This is a genomic window from Salinivibrio sp. SS2, from assembly GCF_001722075.1.
Classification (GTDB): domain Bacteria; phylum Pseudomonadota; class Gammaproteobacteria; order Enterobacterales; family Vibrionaceae; genus Salinivibrio; species Salinivibrio proteolyticus.
The window spans coordinates 66785-80363 of the sequence record NZ_MEBP01000107.1; the positions used below are offsets into that span (position 1 = coordinate 66785).

11 protein-coding genes and 1 pseudogene are annotated in these 13579 nt (G+C 49.9%); 7 read left to right on the forward strand and 5 right to left on the reverse strand.

Annotated features, from left to right (window positions below):
* The first annotated feature begins 193 nt into the window (after positions 1 to 193).
* From katG to yqfB, 3 genes are all read left to right on the forward strand, one after another.
* Entirely contained in the window at positions 194 to 2371 is a 2178-nt protein-coding gene (katG, locus tag BGK46_RS13855) for a catalase/peroxidase HPI (protein WP_069590196.1), read from the forward strand.
* A 181-nt stretch (positions 2372 to 2552) separates the two neighbouring features.
* Positions 2553 to 3920 (forward strand): anaerobic C4-dicarboxylate transporter DcuC, encoded by a 1368-nt coding sequence (gene dcuC / locus BGK46_RS13860; protein ID WP_069590198.1) that lies wholly within the window; start codon positions 2553 to 2555, stop codon positions 3918 to 3920.
* Between the two features lie 93 nt (positions 3921 to 4013).
* Positions 4014 to 4328 carry a N(4)-acetylcytidine aminohydrolase gene (gene yqfB / locus BGK46_RS13865; protein ID WP_069590200.1) on the forward strand — a complete coding sequence of 105 codons (315 nt, stop codon included), beginning with the start codon at positions 4014 to 4016 and terminating at the stop codon, positions 4326 to 4328.
* Positions 4329 to 4421: 93 nt separating this feature from the next.
* Here yqfB and BGK46_RS13870 read toward each other — a convergent pair whose 3' ends face one another.
* The 3 genes from BGK46_RS13870 to budA form a co-directional block, all read right to left on the reverse strand.
* A complete protein-coding gene (locus tag BGK46_RS13870; protein WP_069590201.1) occupies positions 4422 to 5531 on the reverse strand; it encodes a glycerol dehydrogenase in 1110 nt (369 codons plus the stop codon).
* A 224-nt stretch (positions 5532 to 5755) separates the two neighbouring features.
* Positions 5756 to 7438 carry an acetolactate synthase AlsS gene (gene alsS / locus BGK46_RS13875; RefSeq protein ID WP_069590203.1) on the reverse strand — a complete coding sequence of 561 codons (1683 nt, stop codon included), beginning with the start codon at positions 7436 to 7438 and terminating at the stop codon, positions 5756 to 5758.
* A gap of 41 nt (positions 7439 to 7479) precedes the next feature.
* Positions 7480 to 8256: an acetolactate decarboxylase gene (budA, locus tag BGK46_RS13880; protein ID WP_069590205.1), complete on the reverse strand. Its 777-nt coding sequence runs from the start codon at positions 8254 to 8256 to the stop codon at positions 7480 to 7482.
* 194 nt (positions 8257 to 8450) lie between these two features.
* Here budA and BGK46_RS13885 point away from each other — a divergent pair, with 194 nt between their 5' ends.
* Positions 8451 to 9350, forward strand: coding sequence for a LysR family transcriptional regulator (locus BGK46_RS13885; protein WP_069590207.1), 900 nt, complete (start codon positions 8451 to 8453; stop codon positions 9348 to 9350).
* Positions 9351 to 9354: 4 nt separating this feature from the next.
* On the opposite strand, the gene BGK46_RS13890 is transcribed toward BGK46_RS13885, so the two are convergent.
* Positions 9355 to 10413, reverse strand: coding sequence for a hypothetical protein (locus BGK46_RS13890; protein WP_069590209.1), 1059 nt, complete (start codon positions 10411 to 10413; stop codon positions 9355 to 9357).
* A 123-nt stretch (positions 10414 to 10536) separates the two neighbouring features.
* Positions 10537 to 11547, reverse strand: a complete 1011-nt coding sequence (locus BGK46_RS13895) for a hypothetical protein (RefSeq protein WP_371440498.1) — start codon at positions 11545 to 11547, stop codon at positions 10537 to 10539.
* A 374-nt stretch (positions 11548 to 11921) separates the two neighbouring features.
* Between BGK46_RS13895 and BGK46_RS13900 the strand changes: the two genes are divergently transcribed.
* From BGK46_RS13900 to BGK46_RS17485, 3 genes and pseudogenes are all read left to right on the forward strand, one after another.
* A complete protein-coding gene (locus BGK46_RS13900) occupies positions 11922 to 12704 on the forward strand; it encodes a transcriptional regulator (protein ID WP_069590212.1) in 783 nt (260 codons plus the stop codon).
* Between the two features lie 337 nt (positions 12705 to 13041).
* Positions 13042 to 13425 carry a hypothetical protein gene (locus BGK46_RS13905; RefSeq protein ID WP_069590214.1) on the forward strand — a complete coding sequence of 128 codons (384 nt, stop codon included), beginning with the start codon at positions 13042 to 13044 and terminating at the stop codon, positions 13423 to 13425.
* A 41-nt stretch (positions 13426 to 13466) separates the two neighbouring features.
* Positions 13467 to 13579, forward strand: a pseudogene (locus BGK46_RS17485) (IS5/IS1182 family transposase); the annotation flags it as partial.

A 13579-nucleotide genomic window follows, 5' to 3' on the forward strand; every position in this document is an offset into this window, starting at 1 on the left:
CGTATGCTGACTGGTAACTGTGGTGTCAGCAATCACAGTAATTGGCAAAACAGATTAGCGCGGATGTCTCATGCCTATTAACGTTGTATTAGTCGGGACAATCATGCACTTCGCCTGATTGCCTATTAACGCAATGCGCAAGCTGATTCGCTGTGAAGAAAGCTTGTCGAACAATAAGAGCAAGGAGAAAGCAATGTCTCAACAACGCTCAACGTCTGGTGGCCAGTGCCCTGTCATGCACGGCAGCAAAACCTCGGAAGCGATGGCACACAAAACCTGGTGGCCAAACGCGCTAAACCTCGACATTCTTCATCAACATGACAGTAAAACCTCCCCCTTTGATGATGATTTCGATTATCACGCCGCGCTTAAAACCCTCGATATCGATGCACTAAAAAAGGATGTGAAAGCGTTACTGACCGAGAGTCAGTCTTGGTGGCCCGCCGATTGGGGACATTATGGTGGCTTGATGATCCGCATGGCATGGCACTCCGCGGGGAGCTATCGCATTGCTGACGGTCGCGGTGGCGGTGCCACCGGTAATCAACGTTTTGCGCCTTTAAACTCATGGCCGGATAACGCCAACCTCGATAAGGCCCGCCGCCTGTTGTGGCCGATTAAGAAAAAATATGGCAACAAAATAAGCTGGGCAGATTTGATCTTGCTGGCGGGGACGATGGCGTATGAATCGATGGGCTTAAAACCCTATGGGTTTGCATTTGGCCGCGAGGATATTTGGCACCCTGAGAAAGATACCTATTGGGGCGCCGAGAAAGAATGGCTGGCGCCAAGTGATGCTGAGAACAGCCGCTACTCTGGTGAACGCGATCTGGAAAATCCATTGGCAGCGGTGATGATGGGGCTGATTTATGTCAACCCAGAAGGGGTGGATGGACATCCGGATCCGCTTAAAACCGCGCAAGATATGCGTGTCACCTTCGAACGTATGGCGATGAACGATGAAGAAACGGTCGCACTCACCGCAGGTGGCCATACTGTCGGTAAGTGTCACGGCAATGGCGATGCGGAACAGCTCGGCCCCGAGCCGGAAGGCGCAGCGATTGAAGAGCAAGGCTTAGGGTGGAACAACCACCAAGCGCGTGGCATTGGTCGGGATACGGTCACCAGTGGCATTGAAGGGGCATGGACCACCCATCCCACGCAATGGGATAACGGCTACTTTTATCTGTTGTTTAACTACGAGTGGGAATTGAAGAAAAGCCCAGCAGGCGCGTGGCAGTGGGAGCCCATCGACATCAAAGAAGAAGATAAACCTGTCGATGTGGAAGACCCCTCTATTCGTCGTAATCCCATCATGACGGATGCCGACATGGCACTCAAGATGGACCCAACCTATCGCAGCATTGCGGAGCGTTTTTATCAACATCCCGAGCAGTTAGCGGATGCCTTTGCTAAAGCTTGGTTTAAACTCACGCACCGCGACATGGGGCCTAAATCGCGCTATATCGGCCCAGATGTGCCAAGTGAAGACTTGATTTGGCAAGATCCTGTACCGGCAGGACGCACCGACTATGACGTCGCGGCGGTAAAAGCGGATATTGCCAACAGTGGCCTGACACTGACAGAGAAAGTGACCACCGCATGGGATAGCGCACGGACTTATCGTCAATCCGATAAGCGGGGTGGCGCGAACGGCGCGCGGATCCGCCTAGCGCCACAAAAAGATTGGCAAGGGAACGAGCCGGACCGTCTAGCGAAGGCGGTTAACGTGCTGAGCAATATTGCCCAGAAGCATCAGGTTAGTCTCGCCGACACCATCGTGCTGGCAGGCAATCAAGGCATCGAAGAAGCAGCAAAAGCGGCTGGCTTCCCCGTCGACGTTCCCTTTTCACCCGGACGTGGTGATGCCACGCTTGAGCAGACTGATGTGGCGTCGTTTGAGGTGTTAGAACCGGTTGCAGATGGATTCCGCAATTGGCTGAAAAAAGACTATACCGTTCAGCCTGAGGAGTTATTGCTCGATCGTGCCCAACTGATGGGACTCACGGCCCCTGAAATGACGGTATTGCTGGGTGGTATGCGCGTACTGGGGACCAATTATGGCGGTGCGTCGGAAGGTGTGCTGACTGACCGAGTGGGGCAGCTAAGTCATGACTTTTTTGTCAATCTGACAGACATGGCGTATCAATGGAAACCCGTCGGCCGCAACCGCTATGAAATCATTGCGCGCGACTCTGGTGCGGTGAAGTGGACGGCAAGTCGCGTTGATTTAGTGTTCGGTTCAAACTCTATTTTACGCGCTTATGCTGAGTTTTACGCGCAAGATGACAACCAAGCCAAGTTCGTACACGATTTCGTGGCGGCGTGGGTGAAAGTGATGAACGCTGATCGCTTTGATTTCCACCACTAGCCGATGACCTAATCAAGACAAACTGTGATCGCCAAGCCGCCTTTTATTGAGAGGCGGCTTTTTATTTGTCTTAAATCAAGCTCGGGGTTGGTTGTTGTCGTGCTACAGGCAGGGGTTTAGTACAGTGAGCTGAGTAAATTCCATCCCATTCTTTTATCTTTATCATCTGGCGGAGTGAATTATGCTAGAACTGCTCATTGGGCTCGTTGTAACAGTGGCTGTGGGCTACTTCATTGTCAAAGGCTATCGTGCTGCAAGTACCTTGCTAACCGCAGGGATTTTATTGCTGATTATCACCGGGTTAATCGGACACAGTGTGCTGCCAGCTAAATTAACGTCGACGGGCAATCTGTTTACCGACTCGCTTGAATACGTGAAATACATGCTGCAATACCGGGGTGGCGGCCTCGGGATGCAAATTATGTTGTTGTGCGGCTTTGCGGCCTATATGTCGCACATTGGTGCCAACAACGTCGTGGTGAAACAGTTCTCTAAGCCGCTATCGGTGATTAAGTCACCTTATGTGCTGCTCGTAGCGGCTTATATCGTGGCATGTTTAATGTCGCTGGCAGTCAGCTCTGCAACTGGGTTAGGTGTCCTTCTGATGGCGACCTTGTTCCCGATGATGACCGCGATGGGCATTTCTCGTCCTGCCGCCACCGCAGTGTGTGCGTCACCTGCTGCCATTATTTTGTCACCCACGTCGGGCGATGTGGTGATTGCGGCGGAAAAATCCGGGTTGCCTCTCCATGTGTTTGCGGTTGAAACCGTATTGCCGGTCTCTATTTGTGCAATCATCGTGATGGCCGCCGCGGCTTACTTTTGGAATAAATATCTGGATAAAAAAGAAAACACGCCGATGGAGCGTGTGGATGTCTCTGAGATAGAAACACACGCGCCTGCTTATTACGCAGTGTTGCCGTTTTTACCCATTATCGGGGTGTTCCTATTCAATGGGAAAACCATCGAGGGGCTGTATCTTGATATTTATACCATCGTGGTCTTGTCGATCTTTTTAGGGGCATTGGTGGACTTTGCGACCAAGAAATTTGATGGCAGAAGAACGCTAGAAGATCTCGATGCCTGCTATGAAGGCATGGCGGATGCCTTCAAAGGCGTCGTGATGCTGTTGGTGGCTGCCGGTGTATTTGCCCAAGGCTTGATGTCGATTGGTGCGATTGACAACTTATTGGGCCTAGCGGAGAGTGCGGGCGCAGGCGGTATCGCGCTGATGTTGTTGCTAACCCTGCTCACTGTGGCGGCAGCGATTGCGACCGGGTCGGGCAATGCGCCTTTCTATGCGTTTGTCGAGCTTGCCCCCTCGTTAGCTGCGAAGATGGGGCTTAACCCAGCCTTTTTGATTATCCCCATGTTGCAAGCATCTAACTTAGGCCGCACGGTTTCGCCCGTGTCGGGAGTGATCGTAGCGACATCTGGGATGGCAAAACTCAGCCCGTTTGAAGTGGTTAAACGCACCTCGGTGCCAGTTATCTGCGGGTTAATTACCGTGATTATTGGCACGCTTGTATTGGTGCCGATGATGGCGTAACGTCACAAGGCATGGAGAGCCCGCGTGCAAGTGCTCGCGGGCTTTTTTAATCGTATCGCACTATAGGCCAACACAGTTTTGGAAGAAAGCAACATGACTGCCCCGACCAAAATCACCTTTTTCTCCACCTTAACGCCCATGGTGGCCGCCGGTGTTAAAACCATCACCATTCGCGATGAATCCGAAAGTCACTATCAACCTGGTTCGCGCGTCGCGGTGCATCAGCTAGAAACCGATGATTATGTGTGTGACATTGTAATCGACAGCGTTGCTCCGCTTGCTTTCGAGGACATTAATGCCCGCCATGCTGAACAAGAAGGAATGTCGCTGACTGAGCTGAAAGCGCTGATTTTGCAAATCTACCCAGAACGTCCTCCGTTGTTTGTGATTGATTTTCATCTGGCTTAACAGCTCGCGCGCTCGCAGCGCGTGGATTGACAGTGCGCCACTAAAAAAGCGCCCGGCAAAACGGGCGCTTGGTGAATCAGTTGGTTGATGTGTTTAGGCCGCGGAATACCGCTTTGCCATATTATTCGCGGCTAACATGGCGTGATAGACATCGTCTTCGCTGACCGTCATTGGCATATTGCCCATAGTGTCACCGTCTGCACATGCGATGCGCGCAACTTGACGCCACTCTTCTTCAATAAAGGTTTTTAGTCCCATTTGTTCGAGCGTGAGTGGCAAACCCGCTGTTTTGATAATTCGGACTACATTATCAATTTCTTCTTTAGGGGCGTTTTCCAGTACCAATTGCGTTAGCAAGCCAAAGACGACTTTTTCACCATGTTGGGCATGGTGCAAATCGGCCACCGCGGTCATTCCATTATTCACCGCATGCGCGGCGGCAAGACCGCCAGCTTCTGCGCCCACACCACTGAGATAAATTGTTGCTTCGATCATCTGTTCCAGTGCTGGTGTGCTGACTTTACTGGCTAATGCATCCATGGCGGCATCAATGTTTTCGCTGAGTAACTCATAGCAAAGCTGAGCGAGGCCAAGGCCGGTACGTGAAGGGCGCTTTTGGACCAAGTTAACGCCGTCAGCACGATAACAGGCGCGTGCTTCAAAATAGGTAGCCAACGCATCACCTACGCCTGCCGCAAAGAAGCGTGCTGGCGCGTTGGCAATAATGCCCGTATCGGCAATCACTGCATCTGGGTTTTGTGGCAAGAATAAGTAGCGATCAAACTCACCGTCAGGTTTGTAGATCACTGACAAGGCGGTACAGGGGGCATCGGTTGAAGCAATGGTCGGATATAAAATAACTGGCACTTTTCGCTCGTACGCGACAGCTTTGGCGCAATCTAGGGTTTTCCCTCCACCAATACCGACAATGACATTGGCTTTTTGTTGTTCGGCGATGCCAAGGTTACGGTCGATTTCTTGCTGGGTACATTCGTATTGAAATTTCTCGACATGAGCGGCTAAGCCTTCTGCGCGCTCAATGGCTGGAAGCGATGTTTGATTCACCTGATCGAGAAAGAACTCATCGCAAATAATGTACGCGTTAGAACCAAAGTCTTGAATGCTCTCTGGCAATTGGGCCAGTAGACCGGTTCCGATGATGAATTTTTTCGGAGAGGTTACCGTGCGAGGGGTCGTTGCCATAGTGAACTCCATTATCGTTGTGATAGTTTCTTCATGTTAAGAGATGTGTTGGTTTAAGCAATGAGCCCTATGTGCTAAATATTTGAAGTGACTCGAATATTATATAGGGCTCAATAAGAGACCTGTTTTAAACGGCGCTAAACCACGCATCTTTGGGTTTTAATATGGCTCCTCGCACGATACTGCTCGGCAGGAGCACGTTTGTTTGAAAAAGTACTTATCTATTAGGCGAATACCGGATCCATACTGCCGGCCTCACGAGGGGCCATCAGCTTGTAGTTGTCACTGTAATCAACAGGAATCGCGATCACTGCGGGTCCTTCGGTGTCCATGGCTTGTTTCAATTGGCTGGCGAGCTCTTCTTGGCGAGTGACCGCAAAGCCTTTAGCGCCAAACGCTTCGGCGTAGGCCTTAAAGTCAATCGGGCCGAATTTCACACCGGAAAAGCGCTGATATTTTTTGACCTCTTGCATCTCTACCATGTTGTAGGCGTTGTCTACCCAAATAATGTGTAGCAAGTTGCATTTGAGGCGTACGGCGGTCTCAAGCTCCATGCTCGATTGCATAAACCCACCGTCTCCGGAAACGGACACCACTTTGCGATCGGGGTTGAGCAAGCTAGCACCGATCCCCCAAGGAAGCGCAACGCCCATGGTTTGTTGACCGTTCGAGACCAACAATTGACGCGAACGGAAGCAGTTGAGGTAACGGGCAATCCAAATGTGGAAACTGCCCATGTCCAAGCACAAGGTTGTGTCTGGGGTGATCACATCCTGCATCACTTTGATTAGGTGTAACGGATGCAAAGCAAACTCTTGGTGTGACTGGCTATAAGCCCGAATCGCTTGACGTTGGTGGGCGACTTCTTCGAGCACATCGACGGTGGTAGACGGCATCAGCCAGTGGTGATCGAGCTGCTCGGTGAGTGCTTTCAGGGTAGGCTCAATTTGGCCAACGAGCTCAACGCTGGGGCGATAGTAGTGCTCGATTTCCGCAGACTCGACATCAATATGAACGATGTCTGTGTGCTGGGTATTCCAAAGTTCAGGGTCGTATTCAATCGGGCTAAAGCCAATGGTGATGATAAGATCTGCATCTGCAAGCAATAGATCACCGGGCTGGTTGTTGAATAAACCCACGCGACCCGCAAAGCGCTGGTAGTAGCTGATATCAACGGTACCTGCCGCCTGATAGGTGCCGAGAACGGGTAATTGGGTACGATTAAGCAGAGTACGAATAGCGGCGGCATTCTCGGGGCGACTGGCTTGTAAGCCTAGGAGGAAAACCGGATTTTTCGCCGCTTTGATTTTACTGGCTGCCTCGCTGATGGCTCGCGTATCTGCCATGCCGGGCTGTGCGGGGAAGGTTGGCGCGAGAATATCGCTTTCCACGGGTTCGTTGAGAATGTCCATGGGCAGACTGACAAAGGCAGCGCCGGGGCGGCCGCTTTCTGCTGAGCGGAAGGCATTGGCAAGGATCTCAGACGCAGCAGTGCTGGCTTGAACCTCGGCGCTGTATTTGGTGACGGAGCGGAATACGCTCACGGTATCAAGGCTTTGGTGGGTTTGTTTTTGTTGATCGGCCCGTTTCACTGCGCCCCCTAATGCGACCAAGGGATCGCCTTCTGAGGTTGCGGTTGCCAGACCGGTAACCAAGTTGGCACAGCCAGGGCCAGAGGTCACCATGGTCACACCCGCCTTGCCGGTTAGACGGCCGACGACGCCTGCCATAAAGGCACCATTCGCTTCGTGACGAACGGGGATCATCTTAATGTTGGTGTCTTCAACTGCGTCAAAGAGACGGTCGATTTTGGCGCCAGGAATACCAAAAATGTATTCCACGCCTTGGCGTTCTAGGTGATTTGCGATCAGTTGTGCGCCATTGTCCCACTGTGTTTTTTTAGTCATGTTGGGCTCCTCGTGAGGTTGCCTCCCGATGGGAGGTGATATTATTTTTCTGCTTGTTCGATAGCGGCGTGTATGTTGTCCGGCGTTAAGTTCGCGCCGAGGAAGCTGGCATTGGTCGGAAGATCAATGACCAGTTTAGAGACCCGTCCAATTTGCAAGGTGCCACACGCCAATTCGTAGTCTTGGACATGGCCTCCGCCTTGGCGTGTGTCAGTGATAAAGTGCTCGTGATAGCCAGCGACATTGATCCCTTGGGTATATTGTGGACTGCGGAAGCCAGCAATCACGCCATTGACATGGTCAAAGCGAAACTCAGGTTGTGCAGCGATGGCCTCAAGCATGGGTTTGTACGGCGGAGTTTGTTTGGGCACAGTGCGAGTGCGTACATGCTCAAAGGCACCATCGATACGAACCGCACAAAAAATGTTGTCGCTTGGCACCAAGCTATCGATGACATCATGCAGCTCTTGGCGCGACATGGGGTGATCAAAAGTCTGGCTGATCTCTGGCTTGAAGAAGGTCATGACCGCAAAGGGGGTCTTTTGATCCGGGTCGGCATGACGCGCCGAGCCATCACCGCGCAGCTGAAATATGGTTTTATCAAAGGCGATGAGTTCACCGTCGAGTTGGTTAAATGTGCCGAGGCCGAAGTCGCCATGTTTGAGGAGATCGGCCATAGTGGTGTCGCCTTCGTAGACGCCATCAATCAAGGCACTCATCAGGGAGGTTTGATAGATTTCACCCTCTCCAGTGTGTTGGTGATGCTCAACGTAGGCGGCCGCAATGTGCTCGGCACAGTGGCAGGTTTGGGTGCTCATAAAGCGTCCTCGTTAACCGTGTTTAACGACCGTTCTGATAACCAAACGGTTCGTTGTATGAAATCTATAGATATGATGCGAGCTGACGTGGATAGCATCCAATACAAAAAAGGTTGGCTTTGATATCGAAAAGATATGGCACATAAAAAACGTGGTAAGATACTGAATATCATTGATTTCTCAAAGGCAGGGTCATGGAGCTAAGGTATTTACGGTATTTTGTGACGGTGGCAGAGTGCCGACACTTCACCCGCGCAGCCGAAAAGTTGGGCATTGCGCAACCACCACTGAGCCAGCAAATTAAAAAGCTAGAGCAAGAGGTGGGGGTGCCTTTATTTGAACGCTTATCTCGCGGGGTGGCGTTAACACCCGCCGGTCAGGTGCTTTATGATGATGCGGTGAAAATCTTGGCGCAGTTAGATCATGCGGTACAGCGGGTCAAACAAGTGGCGCGAGGAGAGCGGAATCAACTGCGGCTTGGATTTGCCAGCTCGACGGTCGTGAGCCAAGCCGTGTTAGAACTTGTTCGGCGATTACAGCAAGCTCATCCAGAGATTGATTTTCAACCAATAGAGTTACCCATGCCAGCGTTGGTGGAAACCTTGCGCCAACAGGATGTCGATCTCGCCTTTCTACGCTTACCATGTTATGCCAGTGAACACGTGGCACATACGCCGTTGTTTCCTGATCCGTTTAAGCTGGTGGTGCCTGCTAATCATGTCTTTGGCAAACAGCAAAGTGTGACGTTGTCACAACTGGGCGATGACCCGATTATTCTGTTTCCGCGTGATATTGGCCCAGGATTGCATGATGCCTTGGTGGATGCCCTAAAAGGAGCAGGATTGACGCCATCGAATGCCTCGCTAGCGCCACAATTGCATTCAGCAACGGCGATGGTTTCAGCGGGGTTTGGGATTGCCTTAGTGCCTGAATCATTGACTACGCAACTGAGCGACCATGTCGCTGTCGTCGCGGTTGAAGATATGCCCTTAGTGAGTCACGTCGTATTGGCGTGGCAGCGGACTAATACCGCTCATGTTGTGCGGCAATGTATTCATACCGCACGAGAGCAAGTCACTCAGATGGCAAGCTGAGCCGTTAAGATCGTTGAGCGGCATGCTGTAAAAACTCTAATTGCATCCGCTCTTGCTCAGTCATTTGATAGGGCTCGTCAGATAGTTGCCCAGTATCAAAAATGCCGAGGAAATAATGGTCTTGAGGGCTGATGCCAAATTGTGCTCGCTCACCGGGATAGCCGGACATACGTTCAATCACCACGTCCTTCAGTTGCCATTCATCACCATAGCCGCTCATTGAAGCCCGAAATGCGCGCAGCTCCAGAGATTGTTCTCCCTCACTAAGGCGTGTTTTAGTGGTTAATACCGCAACGGGTTGATCATCAGCAGTAAATAAATTGGCACGCACTCGATAAATACCGCCTTTATCGATATCCAAAACGAGTGGAATAACCATATCCGGCCCACGCCCGAAAACCGGTTTAACTCCTTTCACTTCCGCAATGGGTTGGTAGAGGCGGAAGTCCGCGGTGAGTACATCGTCGCCACCATCAAAACTGAGTGCCGCTTTGAGGCGAAGCTCAATAGGCCAATCGGCTTCGGGCTCAATACTCCACTGTGTATCTGTGACATCGAGGCGGGTCAGTTCCTGATTAGACTCGACATCAATGACCGATAAGGTCGCGTGATTAAAAGAGGCTGGGGTGACCAGTGAGGCTTGGATGTTTTCTGGGTAAAAGTAACGGTATTGGTTAAGCTTCAATGCCGCTTTCACCGAGCCATCGAGAATAGGCATCGGCGTCGAAACATACCGATTCCAGTGTAGATAAGGGCTTTGCTTTGATGGAATGGGGATCGAGTAGGAGGGGTGCTGGATTTGCTCCGCATAATCGGCCGCTATATAGCTGAGTGTGGGTGTCATCGAAGTCTGCACGATATCGGGCTCTTCGGGACGATATTGCGTATTTATAGCGGTAGACGCTTGCGTCGGCGGTACGTATTCGGCAGTGTCAGGCGACGGCGGTTGATGGTTCTGCTCAGCAGTCAGTGTGGCAGGCGGAGCGTCGGGAACATCAAGCCATAGATAGGCAGTAACTCCAACAGATACTACCAAGGTTACTGCGAGTAGCAGTCTAGTCATAGCAATCCCTAATTAATCATTCACGAATAAACTAACACAGCTGATAAAAGCGAATAAATCTGACCAGCTGCTCTTTGTGAAAAAAAGAGCAGCTTTGTTGGTCAGGTCACAGCATGACCGAGATTATTGCGGAAGGGCATGAACCAGCTCGGACAAGGTGTCACGGTCGGAATCACGAACAAAGCGATATTTTTTACCAAACCAACCATCTTTATCCACGGTTTCGACGGTAATCCGCGAATTATCACCGAGCACAAGCTCAGGATCTGTCGCTGTAACCTTCCCTTTGTGCCAAGGGTTAAAGATGGTGAGGTGGCTATACTTATCGCCCATCAACAGCGGATAGTGCAACGGCATAAAGCGTTTAACGCCTTTATGGACGTAATCCAGTTTACCGTCAAACTCGATCTTGGTGGAGCAACTATCAAACTCATCGGCATCCGCGGCGCCACAGGCTGAGTGGGCGGCGACCACGCCATCATCACTACCCGGAATAAAGGGAGACGTGGTGCCTAAGAAGTCAGAGCCATTCCCCACAAAGCGGATACGCGGCACTCGGTTATCTGGCCACATCGCTAATTGGCGTGCATTGGCCACTTTCAAGTCGTTCAGTACGCCAATGTTGTCTTTGGTTGGCATTTGTCCCATCCAAAGTGACACGGCTTTTTTCATCGCATGGTTTAGCCAGCCACCACCTTCGGCAAGGTTAACGGCGATGTTGGCTAACTCAACACCGCCACCGGCGCCAGCAAAATCAAAGGTGCCGACAATATTGAGGGGCTCAAGCCCGGCGTTGCTCAGCCAGTTTTCTTGGTTATCGAGCAGATAGCGTGCTACTAGGTCGCCGGTAGAGTGAGTGACTAAAATGCAGCCGGACAGACAGGTTTCTTGCTCGGAAAGATTTTTCAATGCAGGCCATAGGTAATCGGAAGCTATTTTCCCTTCGATGCGTTCATGAGCAGGCCAGTCAATCCGAGCATCAGCATGCTGTAACCAGAAGTTTTGCCAATAGTCGCCGCCATCGCGTACCACCTCATCATGATCAGGACGCGTTTTTAGTTGTGCGGGCTGAAAACCATGCACTAATACAATGTTGTATTGCCCGATGGCAGCAAAGCTTATTGAAGACATCATAAGTAGGGCGATTGCCATCGTTATCTTATAAATATATTTCATTATTGTTGCCAACCTGTTTTGAGTAAACACTCAGTATTATATAGCTTACTATGCAATAACTTCCATAGTAATAAAATACTCACTAATCAATCATTTGACATCGTTGCAAAATCTGTATCTGATTTATTTGTCTGTTTTGTATAGAAAATAAACCATCGTTGGCTATTTATTATCGGTTTTATACGTCTAATCGCCTAATTTTATTGCGGTTATTATTTTTTATATTAATAGAGTGGGTCTCACTTTTATGTAAAATGTGATCTTGTTTCGAATTAAAATGTTTACTATCGCAATGACTTATTGAGTTTTTTATAATCAAAAAGAAAAAGCCTATGATTTACTTCGACGCTGTTGCTAGGAAACTCCACAAAGACCACAAATCGACTCGACTTGGCTTCCGCGAAGCCTTGGTATTGGAGTGCTTGTTGCTGCATGCCCCAAAGACTGTGTGTAAGCAAACTTTGATTTGTTACGCGTGGGGAAATGAATACATTGGTCAAACATCATTAGCCAAATCAATCAGTGCGCTGAGACGAAGCCTCATGGCGATTAGCGCGGATCCGACGTTGGTCGTCACCGTACCCAAGCAAGGCTATCGCATGGTCGAAGGTATGGTAGAAACCAAGACTGTCAGCGAGTCACAGGCAACCGTAGAGCAAACTAAGGTAGCCCCCGTCACGACGAATGCAGCAACGGATATTTCTGCTAGCGACTCGAGGCAGGGCGCTGACAATAAGGCAGTATCGAGCAAACCGATACGCCAGTGTGCCATGATGGCGTTTATGTTATTGGCATGTGTGGCGAGCAGCGTGTTTGTGGTAGGAAAAATCAATGGCTGGCGCTGGAGTGATTTGGTTCAGCGAGGCGGGCTGACACAGAAACGTGTCGGAAGCCTTTACGTTTTTTATCCGCAAGAAACGCGCCTTGACTTTCCAATGGAGCAATTTTTAACCCATAGTCAGTGTGATTGTCTCGTCTACCTAGAAAAAAAGTACAAGTATTCCACGATTTATTTTGTCTCAAGAAAGACGAATCGTAGTGTGCTTATCCGGTATTCACCTTTCAATATTGAGCATGCCACTCATGAAATTGAGCAGTTTCTCGCTGGGGAATAAAAATAGAGTATTTGCTTTATTTTTATGACCCTTTTCGAGAGTGTTTTGTAACACCTTATTATTTAGACTTCCTTTCATAGATATCCTTACTCAAATAATAGAGCTTTAACTCTAATTTATTTTTTTGCTGTGTTTTGCGTGAATTTTATTCCTGAATAAATATCACGTTTTACTTTGTTAGAATAAATATGAATTCAACCTAAAGAAATGAAATATAAAGGGAATTTAAATCATCGTTTTTCATTTTGTTTTCGTTATTGGCTATGAAAAGGTCAACAAGGTCAGCTTTCGAATGGCCGGCAGACTCTAATAACACCTAACAAAAGGAAGACGTCAAATGGCGACAATCTCACGTACAACAACCTTGACTCTCTCCACCATCGCAGTGCTCGTCAGTGCGGGAGTTGCACAGGCGAGAGTCTATCCTGACCAAATTGTCCTCGATACCTTAGGCGATGACCAATGCCGGGCCAACTATCGGCCCTTAACGGCAGACGAGGCAAGTACCCATCGCCACTTTTTGATGGATCGCATGGGGAAATGGCAAATCGCTGGACTTGAAGGCGATTGGGCGATCATGGGTAGCGGCTATAACGGTGAAATCAAACACTACGGCCAAACGAAAGACACATGGTGTTACCCCATCAATGATGAGGGCGAGATTCCGGATTACGCCGCTCAAAGGGCGTTGTTTCCTAAATCATTGAACTTATCACTCTAGCGGCGATCAGATCATCAACGCCTCAAAACCGGTCTCAGATGATGAGCAAAGCCAAGTATAAAATCAGCAATTGGAAGCAATACAATCAAGCACTGATTAATCGTGGTTCGATTACCTTTTGGGTTGATGACGCCGCTATCCAGACTTGGCACTG